Here is an 18,331-nt window from a genome sequence, read left to right as displayed (position 1 = left end):
TTGCCTGCGGGCTTCAGGATCCAGATAACCAACCCACTAGGCATTGTGATTATGGGGCGTTGTAACACGCTATCTGAGGTAGAAAGACGCGAGTTTGAAGTGCTGCGCCGTGATTCCAAGGGTATCGTCGACATCATCACCTATGACGATCTACTGGCGCGGCTTCAGGCGGTACTCGATCAATTGCGCAGCGGCCCGGCCCTCAGTGCCGCGCCTGCAACACTGCAGGTCGACTAGTCCGTCTTGAATGCGATGTCTGTCGATGTCTTGACTCGCGCTCTCTAAGCGAGTATGCTTTGCTCTAGATAGATGTACCGGGGCCTGAAAAGGTGTCTATCTGCCCCCTGGAAACAGGGTTCAGCCGTGCTGATATTGAAGAGCACCCGCGAAACGAAGCGCCGCCCACGCGGCGCTTCGCCTTTTCCGGCATCTGTTCAGCTACCGGCGATGGTGATTGGGGTCGCGCAGCGGCTCTCCCCGGAACACTTTGGCCGCCATCACCTGAAAGCGTATCCTGCCTTTGCGGTCATGCGGGACACCAGGGCCGGGCGTGCCAGGGGCGCGAACATAGGCGCTTTCCACCACCATACGTAGCCCATTCTTATCGTGCCGGCGCAACCGAAAGTAGATTTCATAGTTCACTTCACGGCCCTGGTCGTCGATTGCCCGGATGACCAGCCAGTTTCCTTGTCCAGTGAAGTTGCAGAAATGCCCATCCAGCGTTCGCACCAACGCCGGTAGCGAAAGCGACCATCGGTAGCGGTCGAAGCAGAAGGCCCGCGCGACCTGCCGATGATCGAGTATCCGTCGATCTTGCCCTAAGGCATCAAAATCAAGAGTTTCTCCTTCCTTCGGGCCGAAAGACACGCAATGCGAGGTGAACTCAACTTCGATGCGCAGTGTCAGGGCTGGAAAGCGGGTGGTCGCGGCGATGGCGAGTTCGAAGGTTGGCCCGCGCATATGCGAAAGATCGTAGCGCTTGCCGCTCACCTCGATGAAACCTTGCCTGATGCAGTTCACCCATCTCATGACACGGTCGCCCCGTTACCCACAAGATTCATGCCATTTCCACCGCTGCTTCAGGGGTAACAGCCACGACATGCTCTCCCGCATCCGAAACAGGCATGGCCTCCGGTGTAGTGCGCCGAGCGGTTTCTTCTGCAGCGGCGTTACCGATGAAATCCGCCACGGTCTGCCAGCCCGCGCGCAACTGCGCCTCGCCCTTGCCAACGTAGTGGCCCAGGGTTACATCGCCATTGGTGGCGTGGTTAATCATGCGCTTGAGCACGCCGCCCGATACCAGCTCTTCGGCAATAGTGGCGAAGGTTGCCCGCATGTCATGACCTTGCACCGTCGTCCCCGCCTGCTTGTTGATCCAGGCCAGCGTCTTGCGGGCATCCGTAATCGGAAACAAAGGGTCCTCGGGCTTACGTCCCTCGCAGGCTTCTTTTGCAATCGCCAATGCCTCCCGCGATAGCAGCAACAGATGATTGCTACGGTTCTTGGTGTCGATCAGCAGGATGCGGCCGGTTTCAAGATTCACATCCCGTACCCTGATGGGCTCGTAATCGTATTTCTTCTCACCGAGGATCTCGACGCCCCGACAACCAGTAAGCAGTTGGAAACGGTAGTAGTTCGCGGCCACCCGACGCGGACTGGCGCACGCAGCCAGCCACCAGGCACCCAGCTTCTCAGCGGGAATCGGCTTGGGATCGCCTCTCGACGGTGCCAGCACAATACGGTTGCGGCCGGCCGTTTCCTGACTCAGTGGACTGTCTTCGATCTTGATGCCGTGCCAGCGCAGAACGGCACGCAAAACCTGCATGGCATAGTCGGCGCGCCGCTTGGAACGACTGAGCAATTTTGTGTAGGTGTCCTTGATGTCCTTGGCCGTGATCGCGGACAATGGTTTGTCAGCCAGGGCCATCAGTTCGCCATCCGCAAATTTTTTGCCGTTTTTGGCAATCTTGCCCGGTTCGACCATTTTGGAGTATTCGGACTTGGTTCGAGCCTTGAGGGGCAAGCCATCCTTGGCCCGCCGCTTCCCTTCAACATACTCGCGCAAGGCTTCGGCAAACGTCTGACCATCTGTAGAAGCCTGCGTCTCGCGAGCCTGTGCTTCGGCCTGCAAACGTGCTTCTTCTTCAGCCGGCCAATCAACTCCCGCACGAGCGAGCGCGCGAATGCGTTGCGCTTCCGCTCTTGCATCGGCCAGCTTAATTTGACCAGCCCCATTGCCATACTCTTGCGGGAGGCGGTACTGACGAACAGCGCCGGTGCCTTGTACGGTATAACGGACGAGAAGCGTTTTGACCCCATCCGGGGCAACACGCAATTGAAGACCGCGATCTATCGCCATCTTGTAAGGCTGGCCCTTGGGTTTCAGAGCATCAACGGCTCGGCTTGTGAGAAGGGTCATGACAAGTGTCTCTCAGAATTTCCATCCAGCGATTTGGATCGCCTGGGACAACGACAATGCCGCTCGTGTCCCGCTGGTGTCCCAAAAATACTGCGCTTGATTGAAGGTATATGAGAACACTTAAACCAAAATGGATCAATATCTATTTGACATTAAAGAGTATTTTTTGTCTCACTGAATCTCGTTTGATCTCACAAAATGCGGTATTCGAGGCATCATAATCCGCAGGTCCGGGGTTCGAGTCCCTGATGCGCCACCAGGAATACAAGCAAACTGCCCCGAGTCCGAAAGGCTCGGGGCAGTTTGCTTGTTTCCTGGAACTGTTTGTCTTGCGGCGAAATACGCCCATCCAGCAAGAAACCGCTAGAATCCGTGGAACAAAAAGTCGACGGCAGCCACGATATCGTCATGCCGATGCCGAAGACTACACGTCGGGGTCTGTAGCTCCCGCTCCGGAACCGCCGCGAGGTACTGCGTCACCATCACGTGCGGCTCACCGGCGACGTCAAACACCGGATTAAGCATTCTCGCGGGTTTGAGCACTTCGCTCAGGGGAAGTAGCGGTACAACCGCCCGCGTGCTCATCTGCTGCAGGATGTCCGCCTGGACATCAAGAAGATAGCCTGGTCCTGACGGATTCGGGTAGACGTCGTAGCGGCTCATCAGAACGTCCGGTACTTTGCCAGCGGAAGGCCGTGTTTTTCAACATACGCATTGGAACGTTCGATAGCTTCCTGGTTTTCAGCAAGCCACAGTTCGCTGCGTGCGCGAGTGATGGCTTGAGCCACGCCGACTTCGGCGGCCTGTGAGATGTTGATTTGCAAAGCCTTGGCTTCAGCCAGCAGGTCTTCAGGGAGTGAAACATTCGTCGCTCGCTTGTTGGCGGTGCGTGAGCGGTTTGCAGTCAGCATGGCGTTCTCCAAAATCGTGTGGTGCACAATGCGCATCAAATTCAATACATTATATGCACATGACACGCCTGTACAAGTGGGTAATCACGACCACAATTTCGCAATCGACTTACCGGCTCTACCCCGTTAATGGCAATACTGAATCCACCAGGGGGGCTAGGCACCGTACGCGAGCCGATAGCGTGCTCGGGCGCTCGACGGCGGCGCATTGGCTGCGCGAGCGCTTTATCGCCCACCTGAGCAACGCTGCCGTCGTGCGAGGGCTAAATCACGCGATGCCGGCGCTGGCTGAACATGCAGCGGCGCGGCCTTGATTCTTTGTTCGGCCTGCCACATGTCATAAGCGGTTTGTTCCGCCAGCCACAAGCGGGCCTCTCCGCCACGCTCAAGCCCTAGCCATGCCTCAATGCGCAGGGCCATTTCTGGCGATATGGCCGCACGACCATTCAGGACGCGCGATAGCGTGACACGCGCCACGCCCAATTGCTTTGCAGCATCCGTGACGGAAAGCCCCAGCGCTGGCATTACGTCATCACGCATTCAATTTTCGCATGCCACATGCGCAGCACATTGTCCGTTTCCAGCTCAAGAACAGCGTGAGCCACCAGAAGCAGAAGATACCCATCCACCATGCCAGGCGTCTGCCAGTGCTGCTCGCCCTGCTCGATAAAATCGGCCACGATCTGCCAGCCTGCGCACAATTGCGCCTCATCCTTGCCGGCATCATGGCACAGGATCACGACGTCATCGGCGGATCGGAAATCCCCTGAAAACCAGAACAGATTCAACCGATTTCTGAACCCAGGTTCAATCATTTTCAGTCGCCGCTTCCTACAATGGTCGGATTACCAGCAAGAGGCATGACATGACCGTTCAAAACGTGGTCTGGCCCCTGGCGCTGCTGGGCATTGTTGCAGTGGCGCTGGTGTTCATCTTTGTAATCAGCCAGGCCAGACAACCCGCAACCGAGCAGGAAACTGCTCGATCCACCCATACCGCGCATGTCATCCAGGCCTGGTTTTTTGGTCTGCTGGTGCTGGGCTTCGTCGTGGGCACGTGGCTCACGCTGCGGCATTTTCCAATTCCCTTGCAGCGGGGCGCCCCCCTGGCGGCGGATGTGGAGATGGATGTGGAAGGCTTCATGTGGGGCTGGACCATCCCCGACACCCCCATCCAGGTGGGTCAGACGGTGGCGTTTCGTGTCACCAGCAAGGATGTGAACCACGATTTCGCGATTTACGGGCCGGATGGCAATCTGGTGGCACAGACACAGGCGATGCCGAGGGTCCTGAACAAGCTGCTGGTGACGTTTCAACAGCCTGGTGAATACACCGTGCAATGCCTGGAATACTGCGGGGTAGGACATGGCTTCATGCGCACGAAGCTGACGGTATCCAAGCATGCGACGGGTACGGCCCCCGGGGGAACCACCCTTGGCAAAGGGGGGCACTGATCATGGCAAGCCTGACGATGTACCCGGTGGATGAAGCCCTGGGCCAACCCGAGCGCCGCGTGTTCAATGCCTACATGGTGACCGCCCTGGTGGCGCTGGTGCTGTTCATGGCCGTGGGCCTGACGATGCGGCTGCACGAGGCGCGGTGGATCACGCTGTCGCCGTTTCTTTTCTATGAACTGTTGACACTGCACGGCACCGGCATGGTGGGGATCACCTGGCTGGCGACCACGGCGGTGATGTGGTTTTTCCTGCGCAAATACGTCACCCTGCACATATGGGCAATCGTTACCAATTATGTGCTGTTCCTGCTGGGGGTGGTGTGCATTCTGGTGGCGATTTTCGTCGGTGGCTATGCGGGGCTGTGGACCTTTCTGTATCCGCTGCCGGCCCTGAGCATGGGTGAGTGGCCCGCCTGGGCAGCCGAGTTGTACGTGGTCGGATACGTGCTGATCGGCGTGGGCGCCCTGCTCTTTTACCTGGACGCGACCGCGGGGATCATCGACCGCTACGGCAGCCTGGGGCGCGGGATGGGCTGGCAGTGGCTGTTCGGTGGCACCGTGGATCCCGATCACCCCAAGGCAGTGATCGCCAGCAGCGGGGTGATCATCGCCAATTCGCTGGGCATCATCGCGGGCGAGGTGGCGCTGTTCATGACGCTGGTGAACCTGTTCTACCCTGACGTCGTGCTCAATCCCCTGCTGGCCAAGAACCTGATCTACTGGTTTGGGCACATGGTGGCCAATGCAACGATCTACATGGGCGTGATTGCGGTCTACGAACTGCTGCCCCGCTACACACAGAAGCCGTATACGGTGTCGCGCCCGTTCATCTGGGCCTGGCTGGTCACCGCCCTGTACGTCATCGTGGTGTTCCCGCACCACCTGTTCATGGACTTTGCACAGCCGCGCTGGTTGGCGGTAACGGGGCAAATCGCATCCTGGCTGGGTGGCTTTCCGGTGTTCGTGATCACGGTGTATGGGGCACTGGTCAATATCTATCGATCGAAGATCCGCTGGAGCATGCCGGCGTTGCTGCTGGTGCTGGCGATGTTCGGCTGGGCCGCAGGGGTGGTGCCGGCGATCATCGATGGCACGATACGGGTGAATGCCGTGATGCACAACACATTGTGGGTACCGGGGCATTTCCACTTCTACATGCTGTTGGGGATGCTGCCCATGGTGCTGGCGCTGCTGTATCACCAGGTCGGGCGGCTGCGCCAGGGCGTGGATCGGGCGCCGATCGCGATGCCGGCCAAGGCCGAGCCGCAAGCGCGCGCAGAGATTCAGGCTGATGTGAAAAACCAGACCAGCGGCCGGCCAGTGGCCACCGAAGATGAGGCGGCCCATTCGACAGTCATTTCCATCATGGACAGGATCGCCTTCCCGGTGTTCTTCGTGGGCGCGTTGACCTTTGTACTCGCCTTTCTGTATGGCGGGCAATTGGGGGTGGCGCGCCGCATGGCCGAGCACTGGGATACCTGGACGCCCAGCGACGGCGTGGGTGTGGTGGGCGCCAGCCTGGTGGTGCTGGCAATCCTGTTCTTTGCGCTGCGCCTGTGCACAGGCTTGTTGCGCAAGCCGGCCGCCTCGTAGTGACCTCGCGGTGATTCTGCAGGCGTACGGTTTTTCGCAGGAATGCAATGATGTCAGCGTTCAAGACCAGCTTGTGCAGCATGGCCATCCTGGCTGCGGGCACAGCCGTGTTTGCAGGGCTGACGCACGGGTTTTCGGTGTTCACCACCGAAGGTGCTCTGCAGGCGAGCGTGCAAGAGGCCCCGCGCACGGTACCTGCAGTACATTTGCAGACTGCCGATGGTGGCCTGCTGTCCTGGGGCGCAGAACCCACGCTGCCACGGGCGTCGCGTCATCCTGGCCACCCCGGATCGGCGGTTTCCACGCCATGGCAGGTGGTCAGCTTCATGTACACGCGCTGTACCACCGTGTGTTCAGTACAGGGAGCAGAAATGGCCCAATTGCAGGCACTGCTGGGCCCTGCCCTGGCGCGCGGCGATGTGGCGCTGTTGAGCATCAGTTTCGATCCACGGCACGATGTACCGGCCGCGCTGCGACGCTGGCAGGCACGCTTCATGCCAGCCGGTGCAGGTGCAGGCCCAGCTGTCGCTGTCACTGCAGCAGGACTGCAGGCACACGCGGGTAGCGGCTGGCAAGTCGCCCGCCCCGTGGACGATGCCGGATTGAAGTCTTTGCTGGACGTGTTCGGCGTGAAGGCCATTCCAGACGGCCTGGGCGGTTTTGAGCACAATGCCGCCTTCAACCTAGTCAATCCACAGGGACAACTGGTGGCCGTGCTGGATTGGGCCGATCCGCAGGCCGCCGCGCGGCGCATTCGAGCGGAGATTGGACCATGAACGATGCGGCCCGACACGCGAGGATCCGTGGCTTGGGCCTGGTGCGGCGGGTCCGAATTGCGATCCTGCTCTTGGGCCCTGTACAACAGGACCGCGCTGCAATTCTTCGTACGAGCCCCGTTCGGCCGGGATGAATGGGGTCGAAGAAGGTGACTTGCCGAAGAAAACGGGTCGCGGGGGTGCTGTTATGGCTCCTGTTGGCGCTACCGCCATTGCGCACGCCCCTCGAGGCGGACATGCGCTGGCATATGCTGGTGCAGCTGCCGCTGTTGGTGCTGGCGGGATTGTGCATCGGCCAGGCATGGCGGGACTGGCCGCAGTCAACGGTACTGGAACACGGCCAGGCATGCAGTCGAGCGCGGTGCGCGGTGCGTGACAGGCTGCGCGCGTGGAATCACCAGGGGATCAGCGGCCTGCTGCTGGCCAGTGTGGTGATGGTGCTGTGGATGCTGCCGCTGGCCCTGGATGCAGCGCTGGATCAACCCTGGGTGACGGCCGCCAAGTTCCTGAGCCTGCCGCTGCTGGTGGGCGTACCCTGGGCACTGAGCTGGCCATCGGCCGGCTTGCTGGTGCGCGGGGTATTCGTGGTGGAACTGGTGGCGACCCTGTTTCGCACCGGCTGGCTGTACCTGGCCTCACCCACGCGGCTGTGCACCAACTATCTGCTGGATGCGCAGCAGGCGACCGGGCAGGGCCTGCTGGTGGCGGGCAGTGCGATTTTTCTACTGGCGGTGGCACGCGTGCTGTGGCGTCCGGTCGCAGGCGGGCAGAACCAGCGCACGAAGACCCGAGAACGCGCCATGGCGCCATGGCACCCTACAGTGCCTGTTGCTCATGATAGGCACGCAGGCCGGCGACGTCCAGCAAAGTGAATTCACGCCCACGTATGCAGATCAGCTTGCGCTCGACGAGTTCATGCAGAATGCGTGAGAAGTGCTGCGGTGTCAGATTCAGGCGTGATGCGATCACGCCCTTGGCCACCGGCAGACGCACTGGCACGCCCTGCAGGCCGCCGGACTCGCGCAACAGATAGGCGATGAGCCGCTGGCGCCCATTGCGTACCGTGTAAGCGCCCATGTCGCCTATCATCATGTAGAGATGATGGCTGAGGCTGGCCACGAGATGCTGCGCCAGCGCGGGGTTCTGTACCATGTGCTGCATCATCAGCTCGCGCGGCAGATACAGCAGTTCACTGGTGGCCAAGGCCTCGGCGGTGATGGGGTAGTCGCGCTCCAGGAACATCAGCGCCTCGCCAAAGCTGTCGCCCGCGTCAATGACGCGCATGATGCGTTCGAGCCCGGAATCAGATTCGTGGTAGAGCTTGATCTGACCGCTCACGATGATGTGCATGCCCTCACAGGGCTGGCCCTTCAGGGCGATGATCTGGCCGCGCCGCGCATGAATCGGGTATGCACCCTGCAACAGGGGTGCCAGAACATGCTGTGGGATTCCTTCGAAATACGGGATTGAATCATATGGGATGGGGTGCGTGGCCATGGTATGAGGTATTTTATAGGGCAACCACGAACCGTGGATGAAATGACCGTACACCCATGAACGCCATAGAAATCGAACAGGCCATCACTGATCTTGCGGATCAATTCAATCCCTGGTGCTGAATTGGTCGCAAGTCGCTTGTGCAGTCTGCTGACGGCTGGAAAAATATACCCGTTTCGGGTATATTTTGGACATCAAGATGGCGCGTGTACTCAAGCGAAAGGACTTCGCGCGCTGGCAAGCGAGCGAAAAACTGCCTGATGCTGCCTTGTGCAAAGCGGTTCAGGAGATCGAAAGCGGCCTGATTGATGCGGATTTGGGCGGCTTCCTCTACAAGAAGCGGGTTGCCCGCCCTGGCAGAGGCAAGAGCGGAGGCTACCGTACGCTGCTATCGGCCAGGATCGGTAGCCGCCATGTGTTCCTGCATGGGTTCCCCAAGAGCGACAGGGAAAATATCACGCAGGATGAGAAGAGGGCGCTGCAATTCGCTGGCAAAGTGTTTCTGGATCTGTCCACAGGGGCTTTGTCGAAGGCGTTACAGTCTGGTGTGTTATTGGAGGTGTATTGTGAGCAAGATCATTGAATCCCTGCGTGGTGACCTGGCCGCTCTCCAAAAAACCGGGGCGATCAGCAAGGTAACAATGCGCGAGTACGACGCGATCTGCCCGCCGCTGGTGCGGGAGTTCAACGCCGCCGACATCAAGCGTCTGCGCGAAGCGTTGAAGTTCAGCCAGCCTGTGTTTGCTCTTCATTTGCATACGTCGGCCTCGACCGTGCGCAAATGGGAGCAAGGCGACACCCATCCCACGGGGCCAGCTCTCAAGCTGCTCAATGTCATCGCTGACAAGGGCTTGCAGGCCATCATCTGATACCTGAAAAGGAGACACTGGCACTGGCGACTCGGATTGCCCCTTTCAGCTCACAACATCTTGAAGCCACCTGCCGTGTGCTGGCCGATACCGAGCGCGGTCTGAGCGGAACGCAGATCGAACGCCTGCTGCAGGAAATCGAGGTTGCCGATACGTTACCCGGCATGACCAATTCAACCCCTGGTGCTCCCAGCCGGAGTCGAACCGGCATGCCCGAAGGCGAGGGATTTTAAGTCCCTTGCGTCTACCTATTCCGCCATGGGAGCCCGGTTCCATCATATTGGGCCGGCGCCCATTTTAACCCTGTGCAGCGCGGCCCTGCACGGTGCAGGCCGGCACCACACGGCCCCACGCAGCGCAGCCCTGCGCAACGATGACGCCGCAGAGCACCAGCCTCATTCATGCCGGCAGCATGGCCTGGCCCAGCATCCCGGCCAGGAGCATGACACCCAGCAACACGCAGGCTTCGATCACCAGCACGCCAAAGAAGCCGCCACAAGCCCGTGTATCGCCCGCGGCCAGACGAGGCATCCAGTACCAGCGGTTGCGCAGACCCAGAACGATGGCCAGTGCCATGAGGCCGATCTTGCCCGACAGAATCCATACATAGGACGTACTGTCCCAGTGCTCTGCCGGCCCCAGGGTGCGCCAGGCATCCAGTGCGCCCGTCAGGACCAGCACGGGCACCCCGATCGTCGCGGCATGTGACAGGCGGCGTGCCTGGACTCGCACCTGCGCCAGTGTCAGGTCGCGCCAGCCGGGCCGCAACAGAAGCACCACCCAGACGGGCCCCGTCCAGAGCCCGGCGGCCAGGATGTGTATTGCATGCACTCCCGCGGCCCGGCTGAGCGGGCCCTGATCGGCCGCGTGGCCCGTGGCTGCGCGACAATATGCAAGTGCCAGAAGAAAAACGGCCGCGACCAGAATGGCAGCCTGGTGTGTGGGTGCACCCCCTGTGGTCCCTGCCGTGCGCACGGCCATGCTGCTGCCCATGGCCATGATGCGTTCTGCGAGCAGCCAGCAGGCGGTGAGCAGTACCGAAAGGCCAACCGTGGCGCCAAATGCAGTATGCCGTACCGTGATCCAGACTGCGTCAAGCCATTGTGGCCAGGCGGGCTCGGCCATCAGATAGGCCCCGTTGAACAGGAAGATCAACTGGGCGAGCAGCAGACCCCACAGGAGCCGCCTTCCCAGACGCGCCAGACTGGCCATCTGAGTGGCTGCACCGGCGCTGTGCATGACGACGCGGCCGAGCGCGCCGGCGAGCAGGATATCCTGCATCGCCGCCAGGACCGGCTGCATGGCATGAGCGATCAGGGCCACCGGTGACGGGGCTGTCAGCGTACGCTGAAGGAGTAGGTGCCCTGCATGCGATGGCCGTCGCTGGCCACGGCGACCCAGTGGGCCTCGTAGTCACCACCGGGCAATGCGGCCGGCAGGCTGGCGCACAGTACGTGAGCGTCATTTCGAAGCTCGGCATCGCCCGTATCCAACACGGTGCCTTGCGGGCCCTGAACATTCAGCTGGCTGAAGGCTACCTCGAGCGGGCTGTCGAATTCAACACAAGTTTCAGGCGGGCTGGCGGCGGCCGTGCCCTGGGCGGGTGTCTGGGACACGACGTGGGCATGCGCCCATGCCTGCCCCATGCCTGCCAGGGTCAATGCCCCCAGCAGCAGAACTGTACGTACCTGTAGAGTGAAACCATGCGACATCACTGCGAAACCTTTTATTGAAGCTTAATGCAATGTGGCCAGTTTAACGTCTTTCTGCCCAAGCGCCTGTGCCACGTCATACATGGCCTGATTCAGGATGCGATGCGTGAGTTGATCCGCACCGTGCCCGGCCTTGACTTCGATGTCCGCCATGACCTGGTTGTGCAGGCCGTGCGACAAGGCCTTGTCGAACAGATACCCCGACCACCACGTGCCATCGTCCACCGTGCCGGCCTGCACCAGCACCAGGGCGAGCTTCTGCCCTTTCAGGTCGGCCGGGGCCGTCGGCAGTGTCACACCCGCTTCGGTTGCCCGCTTCAGGCCATCGTTCACCGCGAACGTCATGCCATCGACAAATTGTTTGACCTGATCCGCACCGTATTGTTTGCTGAGTTTCGCGACTTCGGCATTCACCGTGTCCTGGCCCAGCATGGCAACCAGTGCAGTGTCAAAGGAGAAGTGGTCTGCCCCACCGCCGGCCTCGACCAGGGCCGCCGTGACCTCGAGCGCCGGATCGCCCATGTAGGCCGGGCCACCGAACCAGTTCATGGTATGTGTGGTGATGGTCGGCTGCGGTGCCGCATGGGTATCGGCGCTGACCATGACGCCACCCAGCGCCAGCCCCAGGGAAGCTGCCAGCACCCAGGAACCGCGCGACAGGGTCGATGTGATTTTCAGGGTTTTCATGATGATGCTCCTTCGGAAAGGGCCGCAGCGCCGTCATCCATTGGAACTGGACGCCCGGGCACTGAGACCCGACAGATTGGCGGGCAACCCCCCGTCGGGGTACAACGCAGCCAAAGCCTGCAAATCAGGCGCTGGCATCAAGCCGTCCAGCCGCCCCCCAAGGGCCTGGCCGAGCGTCGCCAGCACCAGTTGCTGGCGAATGAAATCAGCGGCCAGTTGCACTACGGCAGGCTGGCGGGTCGTCAAGCCGTGGCTGGCAGCTGACTGCCCATCGGCACCGTGGAACCGGCCGATCAGGGCGGTGTGATCGTCGGCCACCAGAACCAGCCGATCAGACCCGGCCACGGCGGGTACGGCCTGGCGATAGAAATGCCCTTGGCAGCCGCCACAGGCTGTGCCGCATGCCGCCAGACACAGGGACGCGATGCGTACACCGCGCTCGCCGGCCATTTGCAGGGCCTCGGCGAGAAATGCCGCGGCCTCGGGATGCAGTGCCAGCAACAGCCGCTGATGGCACGCATCGACCAGCTGACGCGCCCTGGTGAGAAGTTCCTGCCCTTGCAGATTGAGCACTGCGACCGACTCGGCGCTGCTGCCCCGGCGTTCGAAGGCCTGGCGAGCCGCCTGCAATGCCCGCTGGTGCTGCGCCTGCAGACTGCGCAGCAACGGCTCGGGCGCCAAGGCTACGTAGCGCCGTCCGCCGGCGTGTTCGGCCGGCAAGATGGCACCGCGCTCTACCAGACGCGCCGCCACGGCGTAGATGTTGGCTCTGGGAATGCCGGTCTTCTTGGCCAGTTCATACCCGTTCAATTCGCCTTCAGCCACCAGTGCTGCATAAGCCCGTGCCTCGTACTCGGTAAACCCCAGCTGCTGCAAGGTCAGTGTCGTATCCATGGCGGGCCTGCTGAAACATAAGTAGTTGTTTGTATAGCTACTAGTATAAACCCGGTATGATCTGAGTCAAGAATTTCCGCATATAAGGGTTTTGACTGACACGCGCTGTCGCCCAGGCTCCGTATAATTTTTCTGCGGGCTCTTGGTGGCCCGTAGTCATGTCGTCAGGGGCGAGACCCAAACGCAACGGATCTCGCCCATCCGTTGCAGGAGTCCACCCTTTTGTCATCCTCACCCAACTCAAATCAATCGTCCTCCCCCCCCATTGCCCGAACCAGCATCATTGGCACCGGTACCATAGGCGCCAGTTGGGCGGCACTGTTTCTGGCCCATGGCCTGGAAGTCGTTCTGCATGACCCAGGGCCCGATGCCGAGCCCTTCGCCAGGGCATTCATCACACAGGCCTGGCCCGCCCTGGTCACGCTGGGCATTGCACAGCCCGAAATCCCCTGGCATGCCCTGCGGTTCAAGGCCGATCTTGAACGGGCCGTGGCGGACGCCGATCTCGTCCAGGAAAACGCCCCCGAACGCGAGGCCTTCAAGATCGATCTCTACAGGCAGCTCGACGCAGCGGCACCGGCACACGCCATACTGGCATCGAGCACGTCAGGCCTGCACATGAGCCGCCTGCAGAGCCAGTGCGCGCACCCCGAGCGCTGCGTGATCGGCCACCCCTTCAATCCGCCACACCTCATCCCGCTGGTCGAGGTCGTCGGCGGCCAGCACACGTCCAACGAAACGATCGAGCGCACCATGGCGTTCTACCGCCAGGTGGGCAAGCGCCCGATCCGGATCAACAAGGAAGTCAGCGGGCACGTCGCCAACCGCCTGCAGGCCGCCATCTGGCGCGAAGCCGTGTATCTGGCCGCACAGGGCGTGGCCTCGGTCGAGGACATCGATACGGCCATCACCGAAGGCCCGGGTGTGCGCTGGGCCATTTTCGGCCCCCACATGACCTTCAACCTGGGCGGCGGCCAGGGCGGCATGGCGCATTTCCTGGATCATTTCTCGGGCCCCATGAAAAGCTGGTGGGACGACCTGGGCGAGGCACCACTCGATGAAACCACCCGCGAGATCCTGATCCGGGGGCTGACCGAAGAAAGCCGCGGGCGTAACATACAGGCACTGGCCCAAGAACGCGACGACATGTTGCTGCGGGTCCTCGAAGCCAAACGCGGGAGTCATCAATGAAGCAAGCCAAGAAAGTCATCATCACCTGTGCCGTCACCGGTTCGATCCACACCCCCACCATGTCGCCCTACCTGCCCATCACGCCCGAAGAGATCGCGCGCGACGCCGTGGCAGCCGCCGAAGCCGGGGCCGCCATGGTGCACCTGCACGCCCGCGACCCGCAAACCGGGCAGCCACGCCAGGATCCCAAGCTGTTCGGGCAGTTCCTGCCGATCATCAAAAACCAGACTGACGCCATCATCAACATCACCACCGGCGGCGGCCTGGGCATGACTCTCGACGAGCGCCTGGCCCCTGCCAAGGCGGCCCAGCCCGAGATCGCCTCCATGAACATGGGCTCGTTCAACTTCAATATTTCGGGCGCCGCGGGCAAGATCGACCAGTTCAAGTTCGACTGGGAAAAGCCTTACCTCGAAATGACCAAGGATCTGATCCTGTCCAACACCTTTGCACAGATCGAACGTGGCGTCGCCGAACTCTCCGCCCAGGGCACACGCTTCGAGTTCGAGTGCTATGACGTCGGCCACCTGTACAACGTCGCCCACTTTGCCGACCGTGGCCTGATCAAGCCGCCGTTCTTCCTGCAGTGCATTTTCGGCATTTCGGGCGGCATCGGGCCACACCACGAAAACCTGCTGCACATGCGGGCCATCGCCGACAAGCTGCTGGGCAATGATTACTACCTGTCGGTTCTGGCGGCCGGCCGCCACCAGATGCCATTTGTCACCCTCAGTGCCATTCTGGGGGGCAACGTGCGCGTCGGCCTCGAAGACAGCCTCTACCTGTCCAAAGGCCAGCTGGCGCCCTCGAATGCCGCACAGGTGGCCAAGATACGCCGCATTCTCGAAGAACTCTCGCTCGAGATCGCCACACCCGACGAAGCCCGACAGATGCTGCAGACCAAGGGCAAGGACAACGTGGCCTTCTGAAGCCAGGCACCCGACCACCATCTTCAGCCCCTTACCTTCATTTCAGTCGAACCACGCTCACCGTTTCAACCACCCACGACCTGCGGGCCGTTCTTTCCTACGAGGAACTCATGAAAATTCGCACTCTCACCCTTGCCCTGGCGACCCTGGGTCTCGGGTTTGCCGGGCACGCCCAGGCAGCTGGCTTTTCCGACGACGTCATCCGCATTGGTTTCATCACCGATTTGTCCAGTGTCTATGCCGACGTCGACGGCAAGGCCGGGGCCGATGTCATCCAGATGGCGATCGATGACTTCGGTGGCGAGATCGATGGCAAGAAGATCGAGCTCCTGGTGGCCGACCACCAGATGAAGGCCGATGTCGCCTCTACACGCGCGCGAGAATGGTTCGACCAGCAGAACATGGACATGCTGGTGGGCGGCACCAACTCGGCCACCGGGCTGGCCATGGCTGCCGTGGCCGCCGAAAAGAAAAAGCCGTTCATTGCCGTGGGCCCCGGCGCCACGCAGCTGACCAATGAACAATGCACCCCCTACACGGTGCATTATGCCTACAACACCGAAGCCATGGCGCGCGGCACTGGCATGGCCGTGGTCGAACAAGGCGGCAAGACCTGGTTTTTCCTGACGGCCGATTACGCCTTTGGCCATTCGCTCGAGCAAAACACGGCCAGGGTGGTCAAAGAGGCCGGAGGCCAGGTGCTGGGCCAGGTGCGGGCGCCCCTGTCGACCTCCGATTTTTCTTCCTATCTGCTGCAGGCCCAGCAGTCGGGCGCGCAGATCCTGGGGCTGGCCAATGCTGGCGGTGACACGATCAATTCGATCAAGACCGCCAAGGAATTCGGCATCACCGACACCATGAAGCTGGCCGGCCTGCTGATGTTCGTCACCGACATCAACTCGCTTGGCCTTGAAACCGCCCAGGGCCTCTACCTCACTGCACCCTGGTACTGGAACCAGAACGATGAAGCAAAAGCGTGGTCCCAGCGCTTCATCGAAAAGAACGGCCGGGCCCCCACGTGGGTCCAGGCGGGCGATTACTCGGCGACCCGCACCTACCTCGATGCCGTCAAGGCCACGGGCACCGACGATAGTGACACCATCATGCAGTACCTGAAATCCCACAAGATCAACGACATGTTCGTCAAGAACGGCTATATCCGGCCAGATGGCCTGATGATGCACGACATGATGCTGGTCCAGGTCAAGACCCCGGCTGAATCCAGTGGTCCCTGGGACTACTACAAGACGGTGCGCAATCTTTCAGCCGAATCGGTGTTCGGCCCCGAATCCGCGTCCACGTGTGCCCTGGTCAAGAAATAATGGAGTCTTCGATGTTCGATAAAACCTGCATGCAGGGGCGCAAGGTTCTGATCACGGCCGGGGCCAGTGGCCTGGGTCTCGAAATGGCGCGGCTGTTTTCTTCCACGGGGGCCCAGGTCTTCATTTGCGATGTCGATGAAAAGGCGCTCGAGAAGGCGCATGCCGAGATTCCGGGGATCTGGACCATGGTCGCCGATGTGGCCGACGAGGCCAGCGTGGCCCGCCTGTTCGACCAGGTCACGGCACAGATGGGGGGGCTGGACGTCCTCATCAACAATGCCGGCATCGCCGGCCCGACCGGCTTTGTCGAGACCCTGAGCAAGAAGGACTGGGATCGCACCCTGGCGGTGAACATCACCGGCCAGTTCCTGTGCGTACGTCTGGCGGTCCCGCTGTTGAAGGCATCGGCAGCGGGCGTGATCATCAACCTCTCGTCGGCTGCAGGCCATCTGGGCTTTGCAGGTCGCGCGCCCTATTCCGCCTCGAAATGGGCCGTCGTGGGTTTCACCAAGACACTGGCCATCGAACTCGGCAAATCGGGCATACGGGTGAATGCCATCCTGCCCGGTGCGGTCGATGGCGACCGCATCCGTGCCGTGATCAAGGCCAAGGCCGAGACATTTGGGGTACCGGTCGACCAGATGACCAGCACCTATACCAACCTGGCCTCGCTGGGGCGCATGGTCACTGCGCGTGACATTGCAAACATGGCCCTGTTCGTGGCCAGTGATGCGGCAGTCAACATCACCGGCCAGGCCCTGGCAGTCGATGGCCACACCCAGGCGCTGACCTGACGACAGCCCAGTTCCCGGGTTTGTACGCAACGGCTGCAGGTTCATGCAGGCAGCCTGTTGCGCACAGTCAGCCGCCCCACCTGCGATTCAGCCACTCGAACAGGCCCATGCCCAGCAGCAGGGCGACAAAGAACACCACAGGCTTGAACTGCCCCGTGCCCAGATCCACCAGCGCGGGGCCCGGGCACAGGCCGGCGATGCCCCAACCCACGCCAAACAGCAGGCTGCCGGCGATCAGCCGGCGATCGATCTGACGGTTGGCAGGCAACTTGATCTCAAAACCCAGCGCGCTGCGCGGACGCTTGCGTGCAATGGCAAAGGCCACGGAACCGGCGGCGATTGCACCTACCATGACCAGACCCAGCGATGGATCCCAGCGACCGGCCAGATCCAGAAAACCAAGGACCTTGGCAGGGAAGATCATGCCTGAAATGACGAGGCCGATACCGAAGATGACGCCGGCCAGCAGCGCTGTGAAGAGAGACATGGCAAGACCCTTTGCTTACATACCCAGAAGATGACGAACAACGAGGGTCGTGGCAAAGCCGGCCAGCATGAACAGGGCCGTGGCAACCAGCGACCGTGGCGACAGGCGCGAGATGCCGCATACCCCGTGCCCCGAGGTACAACCCGACCCCAGGCGCGTTCCCAGGCCGACCAGCAGCCCGGCCAGAATCAAGGCGCCGTAGCCCGACGCGATGGGTACCGTCTGCGGCTGCCCCACCAGCATGAACAGCAGTGGCGTGACCAGCAGGCCGATCAGGAAGGCCAGACGCCAGCCGATATCTCCGGAGCGCGGCTGCAGCAGCCCCCCCAGGACGCCGCTGATCCCCGCGATACGCCCGTTCACGAGCAGAAACACCGCCGCCGCCAGGCCAATGAGAACCCCGCCCCCCAGCGCGGACCAGGGTGTGAAGGCATTCCAGTCGATTGTCATGATGCATCCTTTGGACAATACAGGGTGTAGAGCAATGCCAGCACCTGAAGCAGATTGGCGTCGGCCACGCGATAGTGGATGTATTTGCCGGAACGGCGGGTCTGCACCACCCCATCGTGGCGCAGCACGGCCAGTTGCTGCGACAGGGTCGGCTGCCGGATATCGAGTGCTTCTTCGAGATCACTCACGCAGCATTCACCCTGGGACAGATGGCACAGGATGAGCAGGCGATCGGGATTGGCCAGAATCTTGAGCTTTTCGACGACATCAACAGCGGTATGGCGCATGATCTGCGCTGGAAGGGTGGTGGGTATTTCGGACATTTCGGTGCCGGACAGACCTTGA

The 18,331-nt window shown here is 61.3% G+C and carries 25 protein-coding genes and 1 tRNA gene; 12 read left to right on the top strand and 14 right to left on the bottom strand.

Translation table 11 applies throughout. The features are described 5' to 3' along the window. A partial coding sequence (locus WCY17_RS05910; protein WP_372701251.1) for a Shedu anti-phage system protein SduA domain-containing protein occupies positions 1–237 on the top strand: 237 nt, incomplete at its 5' end. Positions 238–438: 201 nt separating this feature from the next. Here WCY17_RS05910 and WCY17_RS05905 read toward each other — a convergent pair. The 5 genes from WCY17_RS05905 to WCY17_RS05885 form a co-directional block, all read right to left on the bottom strand. Continuing rightward, positions 439–1,029 (bottom strand): hypothetical protein, encoded by a 591-nt coding sequence (locus WCY17_RS05905; RefSeq protein ID WP_372701250.1) that lies wholly within the window; start codon positions 1,027–1,029, stop codon positions 439–441. A gap of 28 nt (positions 1,030–1,057) precedes the next feature. Further along, positions 1,058–2,419, bottom strand: a complete 1,362-nt coding sequence (locus tag WCY17_RS05900; protein WP_372701249.1) for a tyrosine-type recombinase/integrase — start codon at positions 2,417–2,419, stop codon at positions 1,058–1,060. A gap of 363 nt (positions 2,420–2,782) precedes the next feature. Then, positions 2,783–3,082: a CcdB family protein gene (locus tag WCY17_RS05895; protein ID WP_372701248.1), complete on the bottom strand. Its 300-nt coding sequence runs from the start codon at positions 3,080–3,082 to the stop codon at positions 2,783–2,785. Then, on the bottom strand, positions 3,082–3,330 hold the full coding sequence (locus WCY17_RS05890) for a type II toxin-antitoxin system CcdA family antitoxin (RefSeq protein WP_372701247.1): 249 nt from the start codon (positions 3,328–3,330) through the stop codon (positions 3,082–3,084). The genes WCY17_RS05895 and WCY17_RS05890 overlap by 1 nt, the downstream gene beginning before the upstream one ends. A 225-nt stretch (positions 3,331–3,555) precedes the next feature. Continuing rightward, the gene (locus tag WCY17_RS05885; RefSeq protein WP_372701246.1) at positions 3,556–3,870 is read right to left on the bottom strand and encodes a HigA family addiction module antitoxin; all 315 of its coding nucleotides are present in this window, start codon (positions 3,868–3,870) and stop codon (positions 3,556–3,558) included. An 11-nt stretch (positions 3,871–3,881) separates the two neighbouring features. Between WCY17_RS05885 and WCY17_RS05880 the strand changes: the two genes are divergently transcribed. The 5 genes from WCY17_RS05880 (at position 3,882) to WCY17_RS05860 (ending at position 8,026) form a co-directional block, all read left to right on the top strand. Further along, positions 3,882–4,100: a hypothetical protein gene (locus WCY17_RS05880; RefSeq protein ID WP_372701245.1), complete on the top strand. Its 219-nt coding sequence runs from the start codon at positions 3,882–3,884 to the stop codon at positions 4,098–4,100. 95 nt (positions 4,101–4,195) lie between these two features. Then, entirely contained in the window at positions 4,196–4,783 is a 588-nt protein-coding gene (locus tag WCY17_RS05875; protein WP_372701244.1) for a hypothetical protein, read from the top strand. 2 nt (positions 4,784–4,785) lie between these two features. Next, positions 4,786–6,378, top strand: coding sequence for a cbb3-type cytochrome c oxidase subunit I (locus tag WCY17_RS05870; protein ID WP_372701243.1), 1,593 nt, complete (start codon positions 4,786–4,788; stop codon positions 6,376–6,378). A gap of 47 nt (positions 6,379–6,425) precedes the next feature. Further along, complete coding sequence (locus WCY17_RS05865) at positions 6,426–7,154, top strand: SCO family protein (RefSeq protein WP_372701242.1); 729 nt, start codon at positions 6,426–6,428, stop codon at positions 7,152–7,154. 236 nt (positions 7,155–7,390) lie between these two features. Further along, positions 7,391–8,026 (top strand): hypothetical protein, encoded by a 636-nt coding sequence (locus WCY17_RS05860; RefSeq protein WP_372701241.1) that lies wholly within the window; start codon positions 7,391–7,393, stop codon positions 8,024–8,026. On the opposite strand, the gene WCY17_RS05855 is transcribed toward WCY17_RS05860, so the two are convergent. Then, positions 7,971–8,651, bottom strand: coding sequence for a Crp/Fnr family transcriptional regulator (locus WCY17_RS05855; protein ID WP_372701240.1), 681 nt, complete (start codon positions 8,649–8,651; stop codon positions 7,971–7,973). The genes WCY17_RS05860 and WCY17_RS05855 overlap by 56 nt on opposite strands. 199 nt (positions 8,652–8,850) lie before the next feature. Here WCY17_RS05855 and WCY17_RS05850 point away from each other — a divergent pair, with 199 nt between their 5' ends. Together WCY17_RS05850 and WCY17_RS05845 are read left to right on the top strand one after the other, a co-directional pair. Beyond that, complete coding sequence (locus WCY17_RS05850) at positions 8,851–9,234, top strand: type II toxin-antitoxin system RelE/ParE family toxin (RefSeq protein ID WP_372701239.1); 384 nt, start codon at positions 8,851–8,853, stop codon at positions 9,232–9,234. Then, on the top strand, positions 9,218–9,520 hold the full coding sequence (locus WCY17_RS05845) for a helix-turn-helix domain-containing protein (RefSeq protein ID WP_372701238.1): 303 nt from the start codon (positions 9,218–9,220) through the stop codon (positions 9,518–9,520). The genes WCY17_RS05850 and WCY17_RS05845 overlap by 17 nt, the downstream gene beginning before the upstream one ends. A 181-nt stretch (positions 9,521–9,701) precedes the next feature. On the opposite strand, the gene WCY17_RS05840 is transcribed toward WCY17_RS05845, so the two are convergent. From WCY17_RS05840 to WCY17_RS05820, 5 genes are all read right to left on the bottom strand, one after another. After that, a tRNA-Leu gene (locus WCY17_RS05840) sits at positions 9,702–9,786 on the bottom strand. A gap of 133 nt (positions 9,787–9,919) precedes the next feature. Next, positions 9,920–10,822, bottom strand: a complete 903-nt coding sequence (locus tag WCY17_RS05835) for a copper resistance D family protein (RefSeq protein WP_372701237.1) — start codon at positions 10,820–10,822, stop codon at positions 9,920–9,922. A gap of 35 nt (positions 10,823–10,857) precedes the next feature. Then, positions 10,858–11,136: a copper resistance protein CopC gene (locus WCY17_RS05830; protein ID WP_372701236.1), complete on the bottom strand. Its 279-nt coding sequence runs from the start codon at positions 11,134–11,136 to the stop codon at positions 10,858–10,860. Between the two features lie 120 nt (positions 11,137–11,256). Then, positions 11,257–11,919, bottom strand: coding sequence for a hypothetical protein (locus tag WCY17_RS05825; protein WP_372701235.1), 663 nt, complete (start codon positions 11,917–11,919; stop codon positions 11,257–11,259). Positions 11,920–11,952: 33 nt separating this feature from the next. Continuing rightward, positions 11,953–12,813 carry a TrmB family transcriptional regulator gene (locus tag WCY17_RS05820; protein ID WP_372701234.1) on the bottom strand — a complete coding sequence of 287 codons (861 nt, stop codon included), beginning with the start codon at positions 12,811–12,813 and terminating at the stop codon, positions 11,953–11,955. A 222-nt stretch (positions 12,814–13,035) separates the two neighbouring features. Between WCY17_RS05820 and WCY17_RS05815 the strand changes: the two genes are divergently transcribed. From WCY17_RS05815 to WCY17_RS05800, 4 genes are all read left to right on the top strand, one after another. Next, complete coding sequence (locus WCY17_RS05815; protein ID WP_372701233.1) at positions 13,036–14,004, top strand: 3-hydroxyacyl-CoA dehydrogenase NAD-binding domain-containing protein; 969 nt, start codon at positions 13,036–13,038, stop codon at positions 14,002–14,004. Further along, the gene (locus WCY17_RS05810; protein WP_372701232.1) at positions 14,001–14,933 is read left to right on the top strand and encodes a 3-keto-5-aminohexanoate cleavage protein; all 933 of its coding nucleotides are present in this window, start codon (positions 14,001–14,003) and stop codon (positions 14,931–14,933) included. Before WCY17_RS05815 ends, WCY17_RS05810 begins: the two co-directional genes overlap by 4 nt. A gap of 110 nt (positions 14,934–15,043) precedes the next feature. Beyond that, positions 15,044–16,255: an ABC transporter substrate-binding protein gene (locus WCY17_RS05805; protein WP_372701231.1), complete on the top strand. Its 1,212-nt coding sequence runs from the start codon at positions 15,044–15,046 to the stop codon at positions 16,253–16,255. 11 nt (positions 16,256–16,266) lie between these two features. Continuing rightward, positions 16,267–17,049: an SDR family oxidoreductase gene (locus tag WCY17_RS05800; protein ID WP_372701230.1), complete on the top strand. Its 783-nt coding sequence runs from the start codon at positions 16,267–16,269 to the stop codon at positions 17,047–17,049. A gap of 67 nt (positions 17,050–17,116) precedes the next feature. Here the strand turns inward: WCY17_RS05800 and WCY17_RS05795 are convergent, their stop codons facing one another. The 3 genes from WCY17_RS05795 to WCY17_RS05785 are packed head-to-tail and all read right to left on the bottom strand — an operon-like array spanning position 17,117 to position 18,273. Further along, complete coding sequence (locus tag WCY17_RS05795; RefSeq protein WP_372701229.1) at positions 17,117–17,536, bottom strand: DUF6691 family protein; 420 nt, start codon at positions 17,534–17,536, stop codon at positions 17,117–17,119. 15 nt (positions 17,537–17,551) lie between these two features. Then, positions 17,552–17,986: a YeeE/YedE family protein gene (locus WCY17_RS05790; protein WP_372701228.1), complete on the bottom strand. Its 435-nt coding sequence runs from the start codon at positions 17,984–17,986 to the stop codon at positions 17,552–17,554. Continuing rightward, complete coding sequence (locus WCY17_RS05785; RefSeq protein ID WP_372701227.1) at positions 17,983–18,273, bottom strand: ArsR/SmtB family transcription factor; 291 nt, start codon at positions 18,271–18,273, stop codon at positions 17,983–17,985. The genes WCY17_RS05790 and WCY17_RS05785 overlap by 4 nt, the downstream gene beginning before the upstream one ends. Between the last annotated feature and the right edge of the window lie 58 nt (positions 18,274–18,331).

Source organism: Castellaniella sp. (genome assembly GCF_041677825.1).
In the GTDB taxonomy this organism is placed as follows: domain Bacteria; phylum Pseudomonadota; class Gammaproteobacteria; order Burkholderiales; family Burkholderiaceae_B; genus Castellaniella.
Note: the sequence above shows the minus strand (reverse complement) of the source record. Positions and strands in the feature narration are given on the sequence as shown.